Below are 19335 nucleotides of genomic sequence, written 5' to 3'. Positions count from 1 at the left end.
CCCTTTGCGAAGCGTTCGTCGATCGGCCGACGCAGCGTACGAGCGCGGCGTTCGTGGCGTCTGACGCGTCGCACAGGTGGCTGCGTGACTCGGTTCCTGCCAGCGACCGACCGCCGGTTTACCGCACGAGTTCGCCGTCGTGAAGCCGGATCGCGACCGACGGTGTCGAAGCCGGCTCGCCGCCGACGATCCACCAGTCACCGTCGCGTCGGCGGAGCGTGAATCCGGCAGGCGCTGCCTGTAGCTGCCGGTCGACCAGCCGATCGCCCGTCTCGGCGTCGAAGACGACCAGCCGCCGACGGAGTCCGCGCGACGGCGCCGACGTATCGGGCCGCCGGGGCGACGGCGAGGCTGCCGACGTGGGCCTCGAACCGCCGCGTGAACCGCTCGGTGCCGTCCCGGGTGAACGCTCGGACTCGCGCCCCGGCGTCGCCGGTCCGCTCGTCCAGAAGCCGCTTGTCCCGACTCGCCGCGACGACGAACACGAGGCCACAGGCTGGAACCGACAGGGCGACCAGTCCGGCGACCGTGCGCACGATCGGCGAGACGTCGAGGGATCGAAAGAGGCCCGCGGCCCCGCCGCCCTCGATTCCGACTCCGAGACCGAACAGCGCGAACGGGATCGCCGGACACTGCCGCACGAGGGCCCACCAATGGATGTCGAGCGGTTCGGCGTCGGTTCCCACGGAACCGTCTGTCCGGAGCCGGTCGGGACGGCCCCCGGCTGACGTGCCCGATCGGTCCCCTGAGGAGTGGGTGTGCGTTCGAGCCGACCTGTTTTGACACGCGCTTATACGTCCCCTGGCGTGAGTATCAGCGGTGGGACTGAGACCGGTCGCCCGGGAGGGCGTCACGGAACAAGGAGGCCGTCGCCGAGCCGAAGCGCCGCGTCGGGCGAGGGCTGCGACTCGTCTCCGACGACCAGCCACCGGTCCGCCCCGCTGTCGCGGAACTCGACGGCGTCCGGGTCGCTCGCGATCCCGCGGGCGACGACCTCCGCCCCCGTCGCGCCGTCGAGGACGACGAGTCGGGACGGCGATCGGACGCCGACACCGACGCGGGGGTCGTGCCGACCGCTGACGGCGACGGCGCGTACCTCCCCGTCGAAGCGCCGGTCGGCCACCGTCGTTCCGGTCGGCGAGAGGATCCGGAGTCGCGAGACGCCGTCCCCGTCGGACTCGACGATCGCGACGGTGCCGTCGTCGCCGACGGCGCACTCGCTCAGGCTCACGGCCTCGACCGTCGCCTGCCGCGCCTCGTACTGGAGGAGGAACACCCGCCCGACCGTCTCGCCGGCTTCGTCGACGCCCGCTCCCCACGCGACGCGCCAGCGGCCGTCCGGCGAAGCGACCGACGTACACCGGAAGTCGACGCCGTCGTACCGGACGCTCCGGGACTCGCGTGGCGGTCGGCGGACGGGCGGGCCGAGGTCGACGCCGTCGGACGGGATCGATGCGTCCCCGTCGGACGTACCGGCCGACCGATCTGGCGCACGCCCGGCGTCCGTGTCGTGGTCGGCGTCCGACTCCGTCCCCGTTTCGGCAGTCTCCTGCCCGTTCGTGCGGTCGTCGACCCGATCCCCCGTCGCGTCGTTCGTGCCCCCGGACGTGGAACGCCCGGGCGAGCCCGCCGCGCGCCGGCCTCTTCTGCCGGTGTCACCCGAGGCATCGGCCGACTGCCGCGAGCGTCCGAGCCGCGCGCGCAGGCCCGCAGTCAGGCTCGCGACGCCCGAAAAGACCGTTCCGGCGGCGACGGCGAGCGGAGCGCCGATCCGGCCGACGGCGCGTCCCAACGCCCAACTGGCCTGGGCTCCGCCCCCCGTCGTGTCGGTTCCGCCGCCTTTCTTCGAAGCGTTGCTCCCGTCGCTGTCGGCGTCAGTCCCGCGACGGGCACGCTCGCGGCGGAACAGGTAGCCGGCACCGGCGACCGCTCCGAGAAACGGGACGCATCCGAGCGCGACGACCGGCCGCGACGCCGCCGCGGGACTCCCGCGACCGTCGAGGAAGACGCCGACGGGAACGGCGAGCCACGAGCACAGCGCCACGACGGTCGTCGTGGGGCCGAGCGGTCCGCTCACCCAGCCGACGACCGCGACGAGCCAGCCGATCGTCCCGCCGACGACAGCCCAGTACCACCGCCCCCGCCCCAGCAGTCGCCACGGAACCCGATCGCGCCCGTGAGTTCGCTCGGCCGCCAGCCGGGAGCGGAGGGCGGCGGCGCCGGCGACGGGTGCGAGAACCCGAACCCAGGGCGCGAACAGCAAGCACAGGACGACGACGACCCCGACGGCGGTCCCCTGTCGGCCCCGGTACCCGGCGTACCCCGTCGCCCGCGCGTCGAACAGGACGCCCGCGACGAGCAGGAGATACGAGGGGACGAAGACGGCCGCGGCGGCGGTGCCGCGGATCGACTCGAACAGGGCGGCCGCGAGCAGGCTACCCGCGGTCGACACGACGAGGAGCGTGAACCCGCGACCGCGAGCGAACTCCGTCCGGCCGTCGGCGTCGCTCGGCTCCGCGGCACTCTCGTCGGTCTCCGGCCGTGGCGTCGCGTCGGGGTCCGCGGCCGCCTCCCCCGAGCGCTGCTCGCGGCGGCGACGAAGCCGTTCGCGCGCCGCGGGGCGAGCGAGCACGTAGTCGTCGACGACGTCGACCGCGTCGAGTTGCTCGACGAGGGTGACGAGTCCGCCGACGCCGACCAGTTCGGCCGGGTGGGTTGCGGTCGTGGCGTCGACGGACCGCGGGACCACGACGACGTCGACGCCGATGCCGTCGGAGCGGTCCGCGATCTCGCTCGCCCGTCGCGTCGGACTCGTCACGAGGCGGAGCGTCTCGCCGTTGTCGTGGCGAGCGAGCACGGTCGCCGACCCGTCCGTCCCCGGGTCGACGAGCGCGCAGTCGTAGCCGGCCCGCTCCCAGAGGTCCGCGACGAAGCTCGCGAACACGTCGGGTTCGTACGCCGCGAACTCGCGGATCCGCGCCTCGTCCATCGGCCGTCGATACCGCGCTCGGGATAATAAAGCCGGGTCCACGCGCGGGGTGTCCGCCAGCGGGTGACAGCCCGTGTCGTCCCCTGATCGAATGGAAACGCCTTTTAACGTACCTCCGTTACGCGTAGTCGAGGGCCGGTAGCTCAGTTAGGGAGAGCGACGGACTCTTAATCCGTCGGTCGGGGGTTCAAATCCCTCCCGGCCCGCTTCTTCACCGTTCGATTCAGAGTTGCCACACGGCGAGGAGTTCTCTACAGCACAGCGTTGTGAGCGACGTGCGCCCATCCTCGGGTGAGCGGAGGCGTCAGCCAGTCACGACGCGTCGAGTGTGCCGTCTCGAACAGGAACACGGCCGGCGGCGTCCCGACCGTCGAGACTGGACAGCCGTCCGTCCCTTCGACCCGCCGGCGTTGACCGGGGGCCCGGGAGCGGTGCGACCAGTTAGTCGACGCCGGGGATCGGCTCGCACTCCGCGCGACGAATCTACGGGGCACGGACTCGGCAACCCATCACACCACCCAGCCACTGATCGTGAGCAGATACCGGTCGCCGTCGTACGAGACGTACCACTCGCCGTCGCGCGGCCGTGGGAGCTCCCGGGCCACGGTCAGCCGCTCGCGGAAGCGCTCCAGCGCCGCCGACCCCGGTTCACACTCCTCGTACCGCTCGTCGATCGCCGACTCCGCGATCTCCCGCTCGGCGGAACTGAGGTCGTCCAGCGACACGAGGTACTCGGCGGCGACGAACGACCGGAACGCGGCGGGCGAAGCGCCGATCGGTTCGAACTCGTACCGGTACGTCCGCCGCTCAGTTTCGGTCTCGCCGCCGACGCGAACGTGGTACACGCGGCCCCGCCACTCGACCCACGCCTCGCCGTTGGCGACGATACGGGAGTCGGCCGTCCCGTCGGGGTACGGCGCGGGGAACGCGCGAACGCTCAACCCCTCCTGTGGGTGGCGGTCGAGATCGCGCTCGTACACGGGGCCGAAGACCGCGAGCCGAAGCGCACGTCGGTCGCTCTCCGGTAACGCCGCGTACGACACAGTCGAGGCGTCGTCGGGCGCGTCCTGGCCCGCCTCCCACTGGACGGCGAGCCTCCGCGCCGGCACCGACTCGCGTCCGACCTGCGAGTGGCGGCACCGGTAGAACGAATCCCCGGACCGGACGAAGACGCCGTCGGCGATCGGCGGCCGACCGTACGTCGACACCACGGTGGGTCCCTCGGTGGACCCATCGCCGACCGCGTCGTCGACGATCGGGCGTGCGGGCTCGTCGACGGCAGTGACGACCTGTTCGACCGGGGCGAACGCGTCCGTCGAGACCGTGATCCCCGACTGACAGTCGTCGACCGGACGCTGCTCGGTCGGAGGCCCACTCGAAACGGATCCGGACGGCGATTCCGACCGCGTCCCCGAGCGGTCGGCCGCGGTTGCCGGCGACCGGGAGCCGAGACAGCCGGTACTCGCGAGTGCGGCGGCGCTCACCAGTACGTGTCGGCGGGAGGGCATATCGCCCCGTTACGTCGACCAGGGTATATGTCTTCGGCAGGTGCGTCGTGCCGCCGAACGGATGTCTGTCGAGGCCGACGGGCGAACCTGTCACGGCACTCCGAAGTCGGCATAATTTCAAGAGCCCTCATGTCGAACCGAAGCCGAGTGATTGTGAGTTGGGTGCCGAAGAGACGGAGGATGACGGAGTGAGCGGCGACGAGACGCCGGGAGACGCCGGACCGACGGCCGACGCGTTCGTCCCTGGGGGCGTCGGTGACCTGGTCGAGTACGTCGCGTCGGTCGACACCGAGGTGCTCTTGTTGCGACGGACCGGTGGGGACCGCCGGGGCGAGTTGGTCGTCGACGTCGCGCCCGTCCCGGCCGGCGTGCGGACCGACGTCGCGCCGGCGGTCGACGTGTGGTGCCTCAACGCGGGACCGCCGGTCGCGTCTCCGGTTCCCCTCGCAGAGATCGAATCCATCCGGCCGGTCCCGGACGCCGAGACGGCGACCGCGGCGCTCCCGGCCGACCCTCGCGCCCGCGCCGCCGTCCTCCGTGAACTCGCCAGCCGTGACCCGACGCTGGTCGACGTGGCTGTCGTCCTTCCGGCGCTCGACCGTCGCGCCTCCGCGGACCGGGGGCTCGTGATCGACGCACTGGGCTGTCTCACGAGCGTCGCACACGAGCGTCCCGACGACTGCGTGGCCGCGGTCCCGCAGGTACGGACGCTCGTCTCCGAGACGGTCGACCGGGAGGTTCGGACCGGCGGACTGGCCTACCTCGCGGCCCTCGCGGCGACGCGCCCCGAGGAGGTCGCACCCCACGTCGCGGTCGCGACTCCCTCGCTCGACGCCACGGACCCGGCGGAAGCGACTGCGGCAGTCGCGTGCGTCTCGCACGTCGCGGGCGCAGAGCCCGGTGCCGTCGTCGACTGCGTGGCCGACCTCGTCGCGATGCTCGACACGGACGACTCCGAGCGACGGATGCGAGCGGCGTACGCCATCGGTCGCGTCGCCGTCGTCGACCCCGCGGCTGTCCGGACCGCGGTCCCCCGGCTCGTCGCGACCGTCGCCGACCAGCGCGCACGAACGGCGACGCGGTTGAACGCGACCTGTGCGGTCGGTCGCGTCGTCGGCGACCGACCCGCCGCCGTCGTCGACCACCTCCCGACGTTCGTCGACACCCTCTGCCACGGCGACGCCGGGCTCCGCGCCAACGCCGCCGGCGTCGTCGGCGACCTGGCGGCGACCCACGCCGTCGACGTTCGCCGCCACGTCGCCCCGCTCGTGGCACGGCTCGACGACGAGGACGAGGTCGTCCGGGTGAACGGCTCGACGGCGCTCGCACGCGTCGCTCGCGAGTTCCCCGAGGCCGTCGCCGAGCACGTCGCGGCGCTGATCGACGGCCTCGACGACGAGGCGTCCGTCGTCCGCGAGAACGTCTGCTGGTCGCTCGGCTACCTCCGCGGGCGGGCGCGGACCGCGCGTCCCCCGCTCGAACGCGTCCGCGCCGGCGACGCCGACGGTCGGGTCCGCGACCGAGCATGCTGGGCGCTCGACCGAGTCGAGGGCGGTGCCGACGGGGACGCCGACCACGACGGCGTCGGGATCGGCGACTGAGCCGACAAGGACGGTCGACAGTGAACCGGAACGGGTTTGACGGCCGTCAGTCGACCCCAGGTGTGACCCGTCGTCTCTCCGCGGTCAGTCCTGCCTCCTCCCCGTTCTTCGCGCTCTATCTCGCCCGCTTCGCCGGCGGCTTCGGTTTCATCACCCTCGCGACGCTCCTCCCGAAGTACATCGAGGCGCTCGACCCCTCGGCCGTGACGCTCCTCGGCGTCACCGTCTCGGCGGGGCTCGTCATCGGCCTGTTCACCGCCGGCTTCACGCTCTCGTCGGGGCTCGCCGTGGTGCCCGTCGCCTGGTGGGGCGATCGGAGCGACAAACGCCGAGTCCTGCTCGTGGCGCTCGCCCTCGGCGTCGGCGTCTACGCGGCGTACCCTCTGGTCGAGACGAGCCTCGGGTTCATCGGGCTCCGACTCGTCCAGGGCGTCGTCTTCGCCGGTATCTCGCTCATGGCGCTCGGACTGGTCGGCCAACTCGCCACCGGGGGGACACGCGCGAACTACATCGGTAAGGCGAACGCCTGGGCGTTCGCCGCCTCGATCGTCGGCAGCCTGAGCGCGGGCGTGCTCTACGACCGGTTCGGCTTCGGCCCCGTCTTCACCGTGGTCACCGCCGTCTTCGTGGTGACGACGGCGCTCGTCTGGTGGGCCCTCCCGCCGGACGAGACCGTCGTCGAGGGGTTCCCGTTCTCGGATCTCGCGCTCAACCGCCGGGTCCTCACGATCGCCACCTTCCGGACACAGTACGCCGTCGCCGTCACGCTCGTGCGGACGTGGGTGCCCATCTTCGCCGGCGTCTCCGCCGCGACCGGTGGCCTCGCGTACGGCGGCCTCGCGGTGAGTCTAACCGTCGTCGCCGAGAAGTTCACGAACATGCTCGCTCAGCCGACGATGGGTCGGCTCTCGGACCGTCACGGCCGGGCGGCGTTCGTCGCGTGCGGTGGCGCGTGTTACGGACTCGTCGCCGTCGCCGTCCCGTTCGCTCCGGCGGTCGGCGCGACGCTCGGGCTCCCGGCGACGCTCCCACTCCTGGGCCCGCTGTCGCCCGCGTTCCTCCCGCTCGTCGGGCTGAGCGGGCTGTTGGGCGTGGCCGACAGCCTGCGGGAGCCGGCCAGCATGGCGCTGTTCGCCGACGAGGGGACCGACTCGGGAGGCGTCGCCTCCAGTTTCGGCGTTCGCGACCTCCTCTGGCGGCCCGGGAGCATCGCCGGCCCGCTCCTGGGTGGGTGGCTCATGACCGAGGTCGGCATGGGCTGGGTGTTCTACACCGGTGGCGCGTTCGCGCTCACCGGCGTCGTCTCCTTTCTCGCCACGCTCGTCATCCTCCACGGGCCGAACGCGCTGTCGGAGTGGTGAGACGCTCGCTTCGACCGTCCCGGGTTCCGTGCCCGGACGTCCGACGAGCCGGATCGGGACACACGTATTTGACCATTGACGTGTATCGTCGGGTATGGCGTCTCTGGGATCTAGCGTCCGCCGGTTGGCCGTCACTCGCCCGCTCGTCGCGCTCGCGCTCGCGGTGCTGGCCGTCGAACTCGTCGGCGCGTCCGGAGCCATCTTCACCGCGCAGGGGCTCGGCGAGTGGTACGACTCGCTCGCACGCCCGGCGTTCGCCCCGCCGAACTGGGTCTTCGGCCCGGTGTGGACCGCCCTGTTCGCGCTCATCGGGGTCGCGGTGTGGCTCGTCTGGCGGCAGGCCGACGCCGCGCCGCGGGACGTCCGGCTCGCGTTCGGCGTGTTCATCGTCCACTTCGTGTTCAACCTGGGCTGGTCGGCCGCCTTCTTCGGCGCGCGGCGGATCGGTCTCGGCCTTGCCGTCATCGCCGTCCTCTGGCTGTTGATCGTGGCGACCGCGTGGACGTTCGACCGGGTCGACCGACGCGCGGCGCTGCTCTTGCTCCCGTACCTCCTCTGGGTCTCGTTCGCGGCCGTCCTCAACTACCGCTTCTGGGTGTTGAACTAGCCGCCGATCCCGCCACGTCGACTGCAGTCGCTCCCGTGGGAGCGTTGGAGGCCTGCCGGCCCGGGGATCAGTCGTCGGAGACGGCTTTGGAGGCCTGCTGGTCGGTGTCGTACCCCTCCCGCTCGAGCGCGTCTTCGAGCGCCGAGAGGACGTACTCGACGTTCTTCGGCCGCGCGGAGTGGCCCATACAGCCGATGCGCCAGATCTCGCCGGCGAGGTCGCCCAGCCCGGAGGCGATCTCGAGGTCGTACTCGTTTAGCAGGAAGGAGATGACCGCGCCGTCGTCCACCCCGCCGGGCACGCGCACGGCGTTCAGCGACGGGAGCCAGTAGTCGTCGGGGGCGTTCATCTCCAGACCCATCGCCTCCAGCCCCGACTTCAGGCCGCCCGCGACGGCGAGATGTCGCTCCCAGCGGTTCTCGATGCCCTCCTCGGCCACGAGCCGAAGCGCCTCGCGCAGGGCGTAGACGTTCGTGATCGGGGCGGTGTGGTGGTACGCTCGCTCGTCGCCCCAGTACCCCTCCAGGAGCGAGAGGTCGAGATACCACGAGCGCGGCTCGGTCTCGCGGGAGAGCACCTTCTCCATCGCGCGGTCGTTCAGCGTCAGTGGCGACGCCCCGGGCGGACAGGAGAGACACTTCTGCGGCCCGGAGTAGGCGACGTCGATTCCCCAGTCGTCGACGCGGAACTCGACACCTCCCAGAGAGGTGACGCAGTCGGCGATCACGTACGCGTCGTGGGCGTGGGCGATGTCCGTGAGCGCCGACACGTCGGGCTGTTTCACGCCGGTGGAGGTCTCGGCGTGGACGAACCCGAACACGTCGGGCTGGTGTTCGTCGAACGCCGCCTCGACGTCGGCGGAGTCGAGCGGTTCGCCCCACGGCGCGTCGACGTGGACCACCTCGCCGCCGGCTCGTTCGGCCATCGACTGCATCCGGCCGCCGAAGTAGCCGTTCGTCGGCACCAACATCGTGTCGCCGGGCTCGACGAGGTTGCCGATAGCCGCCTCCATCGACGCCGAGCCGGTTCCGGAGACCGGGATCGTCCACTGGTTGTCGGTGCGGAAGGTGTAGCGGAGCAGCTCCTGCACCTCGGTCATGATCTCGATGAACGACGGGTCGAGATGACCCACGAGGGGCGTGCTCATCGCGCGAAGCACGCGCGGGTGAACGTCGCTCGGACCGGGCCCCATCAGCGTCCGCGTCGGGGGTGTCAGCTCGCCTACGTCTGGTGCTCCGTCCATACTCTCGGTCCACTCTCCCGTTTGAAAAACCGTGCGAATTCCCGCCCGCGGTGTCGTCCACACGGGAACTGTCAATACGCTGTTGTCCCAATCGGTGAGTATGCAGCAGCTCGAAACGCCCGCTGTTCACCGTCTCCTCCGCTCGCCGGTCGGTCGCGCGCTCGACACCCAGTGGCTCGAGCAGCTGAAGACCCGCACGCTCCGCCGCGACTTCGCCGTCCAGCGGGCCCGCGCCGCGGCCGACGTCGCGCTCGGCTCGTCGCCCGAGCGGTACCTCCGTGCCGTCGATGCGCCGCCAGCGCCGAGCCTCCACGACCGCATCGAGGCGGCGCTCGCCCGCTACGCCCCCCGGCGCGAGACTGCGCTGGAGGCGACCGAACGCTGGGAGACCGTCGTCTGGGATCCGGCGTCGACGGTTTCCGAGCGTCTCGCCGCCGAACGCGAGCGCCGCCGGACCGAACACCGACGACGCGACGCCACCGACTGCTTCGGCTTCCTCGTCGACGACCACTACGTCCCGCCCGTCGCGTACGACGTCCCCGATCCGGGGACGACGATCACGAAGTACCACACCGGGCTCGCCTCACCCGAGACCGTCTACCGGTACCCCGAGCGCCCGCCGCGCGTCGAGCGCTCCGGCTGGGTTCCCGGACCCGACACCGTCGAGTACTGGCTTCGCTTCCCGTCGCCGTCTCCGTTCGTCGGCGACGACGCGGTCGCGCGCGTCTACGAGCCGGCCGACGCTGGCGGCGAGGTTCCGACGCTCGTCTACTACGGCGGGCTCGGCATGGCGAACGACTGCGTCGACTACTGGCCCGAGGAGGCGTTCCTCGGCCGCACGCTCGCGCCCGACGGCGTGCGGGTCGTCCTCCCCGACGCGCCCTGGCACGGCCGGCGCGAACCGCTCGGGCGGTTCAGCGGCGAGGCGTACCTCGCCCGGGCACCCGAGTCCATGCTCCAGCTGTACGCGACGGCCGCCGTCGAGGCGGGGGTCTTCGTCGAGTGGGCACGCGGCGAGGGGTCGTCCGTCGTGCTCGGCGGCATCAGCCTCGGCGGAATCGTGACGATGCACGTCGCCGGGCGCTGTGACGCGTGGCCCACGGCGGCCCGGCCCGACGCCGTCCTCCCGGTGGCGGCGACGGGCGACGTCGACGCGGTCCTCGTCGAAGGGGGCCTCACGCCGCTTTTGGACCTCGACGACGTGCTCGGGGGTGCCGGCTGGTACCCGCGTCTGCACGAACTGGGGCCGGTACTGAACCCGCCCGCGTCCTGCGGGATCGACCCGGACGGCGTGTTTCCGGTGTTCGGGTGCCGCGACGACCTCGTCCCCACGCACACGCTCACGGCGACGCTCGACGCGTGGGACGTCCCTCCGGCGAACCGCACGGCGTGGGAGACCGGCCACTTCGGCGTCCTCCTCCGTGCGATCCGCGGAGATCTCGAGGGGGTCGTCGGGTCGGCGCTCGCGTTCGCCGTCGACGGCGCGGATGGCGCGAATGGCGTGGACCCCGTGGTGAGACGGTCCGACGACGCGCACGGGCGGGCAACGCCGAAGTAGTTCGGGCGCATTCTCTCCCCCGTGATCCACAATATCGCACGCGACGTGGAGGCGTTCACGAGCAACGCCTTTCTCGTGTCACCCGGCGAACGCGGCGACCACGGCGCGGACGGCCGGACGGTCCTCGTCGACGCCGGCGCGAACTTCGACGCCGTGTCGCATCTCGACGGGGACATCGACCACCTCGACGCGGTCGTGCTTACTCACACCCACCCGGACCACGTCGGCAACGTCGACTCCCTTCGCGGGCGGTTCGGCGTCGAGACGTGGGGATTCGACGCCTCTCACGAGGCGGTCGACCACGCCATCGCGGACGGCGACGTGGTCCGCATCGGCACCGACGAGTATCGCGCGCTCCACACGCCCGGCCACGCCGTCGACCACCTCTGTCTGTACGCGCCCGACTCGGGAGTCCTGTTCGCCGGCGACCTCGTCTTCGCCGGGGGTGGGTTCGGTCGGACCGACCTGCCGGGGAGCGACCGCGCGACGCTCGTCGAGAGCATCGAACGCGTGGTCGAGACGGTGGGCTCCGACGTGCAGGTGTTGCATACGGGGCATGGACCCAGTGTGGTCGACGACCCGTCGGGGGCGCTGGAACTGGCGTTGCAAGCCGCACGTACGAGGTGAGCCGCGGGCGCGCCGACCGCGAGCCTATCCCGCGAGCCTAATCCCCCCGGCTCAGTCGTCGCCGCGTTCGTCGTCCAGCGCCTCGACGGCCGCCTCGCTCACGCCGAAGTAGCCCGGTTCGTCGCCTTCGGGGTCGTTGATCACGAGCTCGTCCTGGTTGTACACCAGCCAGGGGATGGTCCAGGCGATGATGCGGGCCTCGGTTTCCTCTTCGAGGTGGGTGTCGGGCGCGAGGTCCTGCAGGCGACGGCCGATCTCGGGGACCGTGTACAGCAGGTCGGGCTCGAGGATCTCCGCGGGCGTGTACATCTGGTAGGGGTAGAGCGTGTCGAACTCCGCTTTCGGACGGGGCATGGGCGGGGATTCGACGCGGCCCGGTAAACGTGTGTCCTCTCCGATCGGCCGGACCCAGGGTGAATTCATCGCCCGTACCGCAGGTACGAGTAGACGAGGAAGGCCAGCACCACGCCGACACCGAACCCGAGAAAGAACCCCGGCGGGCCAGCGAACCGCCAGACGACCGTTCCCCCGACCACGCCTACGAGGGTGACTCCGAGCACGACGAAGAAGCCGGTCTGCCACTCCTCGACGAACTCGACGACAGTCTTGCCCGGCATGTCCCGATCAACCGACGGGCCGGTGTTAGCCGTACCGACGGGGCGGGGGGAGCCGCGGCGTCACGCGCCGCCACACCGCGCTGTCGGCGCGCGAGGAACGAGCGAATCGGCGGGGGAGGTCTCCGTGAGCGAGTAACGCGAGCGAACGAAGGCTCGAAGCGGCTTGCCGCTTCGGTGGTCGTGGCATCACCGCCCTGGCGACTGTCTCTGTCCTCCCTGGCTGGCTTCGGCTCTCTCTTCCCCGATCGACCGATCGTCGGGCCAACGGTTCCGAGGACACCGTCACGCGCCTCTACGAGGTGCGGGAACGATCAGACCGGCTCGTCGTCTCCGACAGTCCCAGCTGTCGGATCGCGTCGTGACGACCGCAAAAAAACGAATCGAAGGTTGACCGGGTCTGCGCTTACTCGAACAGCTCGACGGCCTGCTCGTAGCGGGCCGACGGCTCCTCCCAGTCGACGACGTCGAAGAACGCGGAGATGAAGTCACCGCGGGCCGGGCCGTAGTCGTAGTAGTACGAGTGTTCCCAGACGTCCAGCGCGAGGATCGGATGGCTGCCCCAGAGGGCGCCCTGGTCGTGCTTGTCGACGACCACGTTGCGCAGCTGGTTCGAGAACGAGTCGTACACCAAGAGCGCCCAGCCGCTCGCCGCGCCGCCGGCGGCCTCGAACTCACCCTTCCACGCCTCGTAGGAGCCGAAGTCCTCCTCGATCCTGTCGGCGAGTGCGCCGGAGGGCTCGTCGCCACCTTCGGGCGACATGCACTGCCAGAAGAGGTCGTGGAGGATGTGCCCACAGCCGTTGTGGGTGACGTTGCGGATCGCACCCGCAGAGGAGCCGAACTCGTGGTTCTCGCGGTTCTCCGCCAGCGTCTCGTCGGCGGCGTTCCACCCGTTCACGTAGCCCTGGTGGTGCGTGTCGTGGTGCCACGTCAGCACCTGTTCGGAGATGCTGCCTTCGAGCGCGTCGTAATCGTACGGTAATGGGTCGAGTTCGTAGCTCATGATTTGGCCTCCGATATTCAGGTGGGGCGGAGCGCTGTTAAACCTTGAGGATCCCTATGTTAACAGTAGACATACACTTTCGGGGGCGGCGGAGTCTCGCGGTTTGTGCCTCGAACGAACCCGGAGCGCACTTGTGTCCGCTCCACCGAACCCCGCGTGTGACGTGGCGAGGTGTCGGAGTCGTGAGCGGCTGGCAGGTCACCGCGAGCCTCTGCTTCTACGCGGTGTTCGCCGCCACCGCGTCGATCCGCGGAACGTTCGGCGTCTCGCGCACGCTCGTCGGCGTCGCGCTGACGATCACGCTCGCCGGCTACACCGTCTTCCTCTTCGGGGCGGGGGCGGCCGTCGACGGCTTCGGCGAGCGGCCGACGATGATCGCCGGCCTCGTGGGCCTCGGGGTCGGGATGGTCGGCGTCGCGCTCGCCCCGTCGTACGCCCTCTTGCTCGTCGCGCTGGTCGTCGTGGGTGGGGCGTACGCGACGGCGATGCCGGCGACCAACAGGGCGGTGCTCGTCGTCGCCCCCAAGGGGCGGCGGAACCTGGCGATCAACGTCAAGCAGGTGGGCGTCACCGCCGGAAGTGGGCTCGGTGCCGTTCTCGTCACCGTCGCGGCGGGCACGCGGTTCGGCTGGCAGGTCGGCTTCGCCGTCGCCGCCGCCCTCGCGGCGTGTGTCGCCGTCGTCTTCGCCGCGGTCTACCGCGGGCGCGACGGCTCCGGAGTGCTGGCACCGCCGGACGTCCGCGGGCTCGCCGGGTTCGACGGCTACGCTTCGCTCGTCGGGGCTGGCTTCTTCCTCGGCGCGGCCGTGTTCACCACGACCGGCTACGTCGTCCTCCACCTCACGGAGTCGGTCGGGACGGCCGCGGCGTTCGCGGGAGCGGTCCTCGCGACGCTCCAGGTGACGGGGAGCGTCGGCCGCCTCGTGGGCGGGAGCGTCGCCGACCGGCTCCCGGGCAGCAACGTACAGGCCTCCGCACGGGTGCTCGTCGCGCAGTCCCTGCTCGCGTGCGTCGCGTTCGGCGGCGTCGTCGCCGCCGACACGTCGCTCGGGGGAGCGGTCGCCTTCGGCGTCCTCGGCCTGTTCGTGCTCGGATTCCCGGGCGTCTACTACGCCTGTCTCACCGCGCTCGTCCCCGACGAACGGGTCGGCGCGGCCACGGCGGGCGGACAGACGGCGCTCAACCTCGGCGGCCTCGCCGCACCGCCCGTCTTCGGCTACCTCGCCGACACCGTCTCGTACGACGCCGGCTGGACGGTCCTCGCGGGAGCGGCCCTCGTCGCGGGGATGTTACTCGTCGGTCTCGCCCGTGACGACGACGCCTGAGGCGTCGCGGTCGTACTCCAGTTCGGTCGCGACCGCCGTGGCGGCCGCAGCGCCGCACCACCGTTCGACGAGGTGGAGCGCGAGGTCCAGCCCCGACGTGATGCCGCCAGCGGTGAGCACGTCGCCGTCGTCGACGACGCGGGCGTCGACGACCGTCGCCCGCGTGGCTCGCAGGTCGTCCATCGCGCCGCCGTGGGTGACCGCGGACCGCCCGTCGAGCAGTCCCGCCTCGGCCAGCAGCATCCCGCCCGTACAGACCGACGCGACCGTCGCGCCCGCCTCGTGCGCCTCCCGGACCGCCGCGGGGACCGCCCCTCGTTCCGCCTCGCGACGCGCCCCGGGGCGGTCGTCGCCCGCGTTCCACCCGCCACCGGGAACGACGAGCACGTCCGGCTCTCCCAGGCGACCGTCGACGCCGACCCGGAGACCGTGGCTCGCGGTCACCCACTCGGCGTCGTCGAGCGCGACCGTCCGCGCCTCGACGGCGGATCCGAACGCCGCCGCCGTCTCGAACACCTCGTACGGCCCGACGCCGTCGAGTTCGTCGAACCCCTCGTAGAGCAGTACCTCGATCCGAACCGGCTCCGTCTCACCCTCCATCGTGTGCTGTCGTCACCTCGGCTCCCCCGCTGAAAACGTTTGCCGGACGAACACGTGTCATATGGCTCATAAATGCAATACGTTATTACACACCGCGTCCCAAAGATACTGAATAAACGTTCAGTCACTCCCATGTCTCAGAAACTCCTCACTGTCGTCCTCGCTCTCGCAATCGTGTTCTCCGGGGTGCCGCTCGCCGCGGCGGCGGAGAACCAGGTCATCGGTCGCCCCGAACTCTCGCTGTCCGTTCCCGACAATCGGGTCGAACCGGGGGAGACGAAGACGCTGAACGTCTCGATCGTCAACGACGGGACCCTCGTTCGCGGCGGTCCCGAGGCGTTCACCACCCGGGTGACGACGGCCCGTGCCGTGCGCCTCGACATCCAAGAGGTCCCCGGGCTCGACGTGCAAACCGACGACATCGCCGTCGGACAGGTGGCCGAAGGCGTCACTGGTCCGGCTCAGATCGCGGTCACGGTGCCGGAGGACGTTCCGCCCGGAACCTACCGGCTCCCGGTCGAACTCTCGTACACGTACACCAGCGTCGTGACCTACGACGAGGCGAACCCGAACAACAACCCGAAGTTCAACGACCGCTCGGCCACCCAGCGCGTCACGATCCCGATCGTCGTCCAGGATCGGGCCCGGTTCCGGGTGGTCGACGTGGAGACGGACACCCAGATCGGTGACAACGGAACGATGGTCGCCTCGGTGCGTAACGTCGGCACCGACCCCGCCCGCGAGGCCAGCGTCCAGCTCACCTCCCAGAACAACGACCTGCAGTTCGGGCGGGCGGAGACGGCCGAGAGCTTCGTCGGCGAGTGGGCACCCGGCGAGACCAAGCAGGTGACGTTCCCCGTCGACCTCGCCGACAGCGCCGAACTCAGGGACTACACCGTCATCGGGCGGGTGACGTACACGGACACCGACGGAATCGTCCGGAGCTCGAACGAGCTCCGCGCGAGCGTCCGACCGCTCGAAGAGCAGTCGTTCGCGCTCTCCGCGGTCGAATCGACGCTCCGCGTCAACTACGAGGGAACCGTCACGGGAACGGTGACGAACCAGGGCCCCGGGACGATCAGCGACGGCGTCGTCGTCTACCAGCCCGCGAGCGAGAACTTCGACGCGAGCGAGACCGAGTACGCGATTCCGGACCTCGCGCCGGGCGAGTCCGCGGAGTTCGCCTTCGACATCGAGGTGTCGAGCGCCGCCGACCCCGGGTCACGCCAACTCCGGTTCCTCGTCCAGTACGAGAACGAGGGCGGCGACAGCCGGCAGAGCGGTCCGCTCAACGCCCGGGTCGCCGTCGACGCCGAGCGCGACCCCTTCACCGTCGAAGCGTCGGAGGCGACCGTCGCCGCGGGCGACTCCGGTCGGCTCACGTTGACGGTCACCAACGCCGAAGACGAGACGCTGTCGGACATCTCCGCGAAGCTGTTCGTCGACGACCCCATCTCCTCGAACGACGACGAGGCGTTCATCGGCGAACTCGGTCCCGGCGAGTCCGCGGAGATCACCTTCGAGGTGAGCACCGCCGGCTCGACGTTCGCGAAGGACTACCCGGTCTCGGTCGACTTCGAGTACGACCGCGAGGACGGGACGACGCAGGTCTCGGACACGTTCCGACTGCCCGTCACCGTCGAGACAGGCGGCGGGGGCGACCTGCCGATCACCCTCGTCGCCGGGCTGGGTGCCCTCGTGCTGATCGGGGTCGCGGTCGTCGTGGTCCGGCGGAGGTAAGCGATGCCCGCGAAGGTCGACTACCAGCGGTTCATCGACGCGGCCGACGACTGGATCACCGGCCGGCCCGGCACCGTCGTCCTCGCGTTTCTCGTGCTAACCGCGGGGTTCGCTGTCGGGCTCCCGGCCGTGTCGACCGAGTCCGGCACCGAGCAGTTCTCCGAGGACATCCCCGCCGAACGGGCGCTCCAGGACGTCAACGACAAGTTCTCCGACCCGTTCGCGCCGGACGAAGGCTCGACGCAGCTGATCCAGCGCGACGAGAACGTCCTCTCGAAGCAGGGGCTGTTGCGGATGCTCACCGTCCAACAGCGCATGGCCGAGGACCCCGACATGCGCGTCGTCGAGACCGAGAGCGCCGCCCGCATCGTCGCCCGCCAGCTCGATCCCTCGGCGTCGACGCTGGAAGCGGAGATCGACGCGGTCGAACGTGCGACCCCGGGCGAGATCCGGACCGCGGTCGGGACGCTGGCGCGGGAGAACCCCGGCTTCGCCTCGCTGTTGAGCGACGACTTCAACCCCACCGCGCCCTCGGCCTCGGCGACCGTCGGGATCGTCCGCCACGAGGTGCCCGCGGGGATCTCCAGCGGGTCGGGCCAGGGCGGCTCCAGCCCGCTCGAACCGATCCAGGTCGAGGCGATCTACGTCGCCGACGCCGCCGGCGGCGACATCGTCGTCTTCGGCTCCGGCGTCATCGCCCAGGAGTTCGGCACCGTCATCGGTGACTCGCTGTTGATCGTCGTGCCCGCGGCGGTCTTTTTCATCATCCTCTTTCTGATCGTCGCCTACCGCGATCTCGTCGACCTCCTCCTCGCGACGGTCGCACTCGGAATGGCGATCGTCTGGACGTTCGGCTTCATGGGCTTCGCCGGCATCGCCTTCTCGCAGATCCTCATCGCTGTTCCACCCCTGCTCCTCGCCGTGGGGATCGACTTCGGCATCCACGCCATCAACCGCTACCGCGAGGAGGGCTTGGACGAAGACGACCCCGTCCGGGCGATGCGCACGACGACCGATCAACTCCTGGTGGCCTTCTTCATCGTCACCACGACGACGGTCATCGGCTTCTCCTCGAACCTCGTCAGCGGACTGCTCCCCATCCGGGAGTTCGGCGTCGTCGCCTCCATCGGGATCACCTTCACCTTCCTCATCTTCGGCGTCTTCCTCCCCGCGCTGAAGCTGTACACCGACGGGCTCCGCGAGCGCTACCCCATCCCGACGTTCTCGCAGGCTCCGATCGGCTCCGAGGGCTCGTCGCTCGGCGGTGTGCTCTCCCTCGGCGTCGAGATCGCAAAGCGCGCTCCCGCCGTCTTCCTCGTCGTTGTGCTCCTCTCGGCGGGCTTCGCGGGCTACTACGCCACCGGCATCGACACGACGTTCTCCCAGGAACAGTTCCTCCCGCCAGAGGAGACCGCCGACTTCTACGACGTCCTCCCCGAGCCGTTCAGACCCAGCGACTACACCATCACGGCCACGATCAACTTCCTCGAAGACAACTTCGAGTCGAGCGAGGACGACGAGACGGTCGTCTACGTCGAGGGGCCGATGGAGCGCAACTCGGCGCTGGAGTCGATTTGGCGGGCGGGCGAGGATCCCCCAGAGAGCTTCGTGAAAGACGGCCGTCACGCCCGCGAGACGTCGGTCGTGACCGTCATCCGCGACTATCAGGAGCGCGATCCGGCGTTCGATGCGCTCGTCGCACGAAACGACCGCAACGCCAACGGCATCCCCGACCAGAACCTCGGCGAGGTGTACGACTATCTGCTCTCCTCGCCCGCCCGCGAGCGGACGCTCAACTACCTGACCGAGGATCGCCGCAACGCCCGCGTGGTGTACGCCGTGCAGGCCGACGCGACCGACACCGAGGTCACGGCCGACACCCGTCTGGTCGCGGATCGCTACCGCATGGGTGCGACCGCGACCGGCAACATCGTCGTCTTCAAAGCCATCTCGGACATCATCTTCGAGTCCGCCATCGTCAGCCTCGCGCTCGCCATCGCCGGCACCGCCGTCTTCCTGTTGTTCATCTACTGGGTGCTCGAAGGCCGGGCGTCGCTCGGCCTCGCGAACCTCGTTCCCATCGTCGTCACCGTGGCGTTCGTCGCCGGGTCGATGCGCTATCTGGGCTTCTCGCTCAACGCCTTCACCGCGACGGTGCTCGCGATGACCATCGGGCTGGGGATCGACTACTCCGTCCACCTGACCCACCGGTACATCGACGAGCGCCGCGTCCAGCCGACGGTGCTCACGGCGCTCTCGCGGACCGTCTACGGCACCGGCGGCGCGCTCCTCGGGAGCGTACTCACGACCGTCTTCGGCATTGGCGTGCTCGTGCTGTCGGTGTTCCCCGCCATTGGAGACTTCGGTCTCCTTACCGGACTCTCGGTCATCTACGCCTTCCTCTCGTCACTGCTCGTGTTGCCCGCCGCGCTGGTCGTCTGGGAACGGCTCTTCGGCGTCGGCGACGTCGACGCCGAGACGCCCGGCAACGGGTCGGGGGCTCCCCCGACAACGCCCACCGTGGAGTGACGCCACTGTCGGTCTCACGACTGAGAA

Annotated in this window: 16 protein-coding genes and 1 tRNA gene; 9 read left to right on the top strand and 8 right to left on the bottom strand. The window is 70.5% G+C overall.

Annotation, left to right across the window (positions count from 1 at the left end; translation table 11 throughout):
* Positions 1–197 precede the first annotated feature (197 nt).
* Complete coding sequence (locus NKJ07_RS04005; RefSeq protein ID WP_318569306.1) at positions 198–686, bottom strand: hypothetical protein; 489 nt, start codon at positions 684–686, stop codon at positions 198–200.
* A 164-nt stretch (positions 687–850) separates the two neighbouring features.
* Entirely contained in the window at positions 851–2989 is a 2139-nt protein-coding gene (locus tag NKJ07_RS04000) for a hypothetical protein (RefSeq protein WP_318569305.1), read from the bottom strand.
* 132 nt (positions 2990–3121) lie between these two features.
* Between NKJ07_RS04000 and NKJ07_RS03995 the strand changes: the two genes are divergently transcribed.
* Positions 3122–3195, top strand: a tRNA-Lys gene (locus NKJ07_RS03995).
* A 303-nt stretch (positions 3196–3498) separates the two neighbouring features.
* Here the strand turns inward: NKJ07_RS03995 and NKJ07_RS03990 are convergent.
* A complete protein-coding gene (locus NKJ07_RS03990) occupies positions 3499–4497 on the bottom strand; it encodes a hypothetical protein (protein ID WP_318569304.1) in 999 nt (332 codons plus the stop codon).
* Positions 4498–4655: 158 nt separating this feature from the next.
* On the opposite strand from NKJ07_RS03990, the gene NKJ07_RS03985 reads away from it, so the two are divergent.
* The 3 genes from NKJ07_RS03985 to NKJ07_RS03975 all read left to right on the top strand — a co-directional run bounded on the left by NKJ07_RS03985 (position 4656) and on the right by NKJ07_RS03975 (position 8066).
* Complete coding sequence (locus NKJ07_RS03985; protein ID WP_318569303.1) at positions 4656–6098, top strand: HEAT repeat domain-containing protein; 1443 nt, start codon at positions 4656–4658, stop codon at positions 6096–6098.
* Between the two features lie 62 nt (positions 6099–6160).
* Positions 6161–7459, top strand: coding sequence for an MFS transporter (locus NKJ07_RS03980; protein WP_318569302.1), 1299 nt, complete (start codon positions 6161–6163; stop codon positions 7457–7459).
* A gap of 94 nt (positions 7460–7553) precedes the next feature.
* Positions 7554–8066: a TspO/MBR family protein gene (locus tag NKJ07_RS03975; RefSeq protein ID WP_318569301.1), complete on the top strand. Its 513-nt coding sequence runs from the start codon at positions 7554–7556 to the stop codon at positions 8064–8066.
* A gap of 67 nt (positions 8067–8133) precedes the next feature.
* On the opposite strand, the gene NKJ07_RS03970 is transcribed toward NKJ07_RS03975, so the two are convergent.
* The gene (locus tag NKJ07_RS03970; RefSeq protein WP_318569300.1) at positions 8134–9309 is read right to left on the bottom strand and encodes a pyridoxal-phosphate-dependent aminotransferase family protein; all 1176 of its coding nucleotides are present in this window, start codon (positions 9307–9309) and stop codon (positions 8134–8136) included.
* Positions 9310–9409: 100 nt separating this feature from the next.
* On the opposite strand from NKJ07_RS03970, the gene NKJ07_RS03965 reads away from it, so the two are divergent.
* Positions 9410–10867, top strand: a complete 1458-nt coding sequence (locus NKJ07_RS03965; protein ID WP_318569299.1) for an alpha/beta hydrolase family protein — start codon at positions 9410–9412, stop codon at positions 10865–10867.
* A 21-nt stretch (positions 10868–10888) separates the two neighbouring features.
* Positions 10889–11494: an MBL fold metallo-hydrolase gene (locus NKJ07_RS03960; RefSeq protein ID WP_318569298.1), complete on the top strand. Its 606-nt coding sequence runs from the start codon at positions 10889–10891 to the stop codon at positions 11492–11494.
* Positions 11495–11545: 51 nt separating this feature from the next.
* On the opposite strand, the gene NKJ07_RS03955 is transcribed toward NKJ07_RS03960, so the two are convergent.
* The 3 genes from NKJ07_RS03955 to sod form a co-directional block, all read right to left on the bottom strand.
* Entirely contained in the window at positions 11546–11848 is a 303-nt protein-coding gene (locus tag NKJ07_RS03955) for a DUF5827 family protein (protein WP_318569297.1), read from the bottom strand.
* Between the two features lie 65 nt (positions 11849–11913).
* Entirely contained in the window at positions 11914–12111 is a 198-nt protein-coding gene (locus NKJ07_RS03950) for a DUF8144 family membrane protein (protein ID WP_318569296.1), read from the bottom strand.
* Positions 12112–12514: 403 nt separating this feature from the next.
* Positions 12515–13114 carry a superoxide dismutase gene (gene sod / locus NKJ07_RS03945; protein WP_318569295.1) on the bottom strand — a complete coding sequence of 200 codons (600 nt, stop codon included), beginning with the start codon at positions 13112–13114 and terminating at the stop codon, positions 12515–12517.
* Positions 13115–13296: 182 nt separating this feature from the next.
* Here sod and NKJ07_RS03940 point away from each other — a divergent pair, with 182 nt between their 5' ends.
* Positions 13297–14439, top strand: a complete 1143-nt coding sequence (locus NKJ07_RS03940; protein WP_318569294.1) for an MFS transporter — start codon at positions 13297–13299, stop codon at positions 14437–14439.
* Here NKJ07_RS03940 and NKJ07_RS03935 read toward each other — a convergent pair.
* Entirely contained in the window at positions 14404–15039 is a 636-nt protein-coding gene (locus tag NKJ07_RS03935; protein ID WP_318569293.1) for a DJ-1/PfpI family protein, read from the bottom strand. The genes NKJ07_RS03940 and NKJ07_RS03935 overlap by 36 nt on opposite strands.
* 132 nt (positions 15040–15171) lie before the next feature.
* Here NKJ07_RS03935 and NKJ07_RS03930 point away from each other — a divergent pair, with 132 nt between their 5' ends.
* Together NKJ07_RS03930 and NKJ07_RS03925 are read left to right on the top strand one after the other, a co-directional pair.
* Complete coding sequence (locus NKJ07_RS03930) at positions 15172–16779, top strand: COG1361 S-layer family protein (RefSeq protein WP_318569292.1); 1608 nt, start codon at positions 15172–15174, stop codon at positions 16777–16779.
* Between the two features lie 3 nt (positions 16780–16782).
* Positions 16783–19308, top strand: a complete 2526-nt coding sequence (locus tag NKJ07_RS03925; protein WP_318569291.1) for an efflux RND transporter permease subunit — start codon at positions 16783–16785, stop codon at positions 19306–19308.
* Positions 19309–19335 lie beyond the last annotated feature (27 nt).

The sequence above is a fragment of the Salinigranum marinum genome (genome assembly GCF_024228675.1).
GTDB classification, from domain to species: domain Archaea; phylum Halobacteriota; class Halobacteria; order Halobacteriales; family Haloferacaceae; genus Salinigranum; species Salinigranum marinum.
This window is presented reverse-complemented; position numbering and strand designations above follow the sequence as displayed.

Excerpts from the sequence above, each read along its gene's own strand:
- NKJ07_RS03990 (WP_318569304.1), bottom strand. The coding sequence starts at position 4,497 with ATGCCCTCCCGCCGACACGTACTGGTGAGCGCCGCCGCACTCGCGAGT.
- NKJ07_RS03965 (WP_318569299.1), top strand. The coding sequence starts at position 9,410 with ATGCAGCAGCTCGAAACGCCCGCTGTTCACCGTCTCCTCCGCTCGCCG.
- sod (WP_318569295.1), bottom strand. The coding sequence starts at position 13,114 with ATGAGCTACGAACTCGACCCATTACCGTACGATTACGACGCGCTCGAA.
- NKJ07_RS03925 (WP_318569291.1), top strand. The coding sequence starts at position 16,783 with ATGCCCGCGAAGGTCGACTACCAGCGGTTCATCGACGCGGCCGACGAC.
- NKJ07_RS03930 (WP_318569292.1), top strand. The coding sequence starts at position 15,172 with ATGTCTCAGAAACTCCTCACTGTCGTCCTCGCTCTCGCAATCGTGTTC.
- NKJ07_RS04000 (WP_318569305.1), bottom strand. The coding sequence starts at position 2,989 with ATGGACGAGGCGCGGATCCGCGAGTTCGCGGCGTACGAACCCGACGTG.
- NKJ07_RS03970 (WP_318569300.1), bottom strand. The coding sequence starts at position 9,309 with ATGGACGGAGCACCAGACGTAGGCGAGCTGACACCCCCGACGCGGACG.
- NKJ07_RS03950 (WP_318569296.1), bottom strand. The coding sequence starts at position 12,111 with ATGCCGGGCAAGACTGTCGTCGAGTTCGTCGAGGAGTGGCAGACCGGC.
- NKJ07_RS03955 (WP_318569297.1), bottom strand. The coding sequence starts at position 11,848 with ATGCCCCGTCCGAAAGCGGAGTTCGACACGCTCTACCCCTACCAGATG.
- NKJ07_RS03935 (WP_318569293.1), bottom strand. The coding sequence starts at position 15,039 with ATGGAGGGTGAGACGGAGCCGGTTCGGATCGAGGTACTGCTCTACGAG.
- NKJ07_RS03975 (WP_318569301.1), top strand. The coding sequence starts at position 7,554 with ATGGCGTCTCTGGGATCTAGCGTCCGCCGGTTGGCCGTCACTCGCCCG.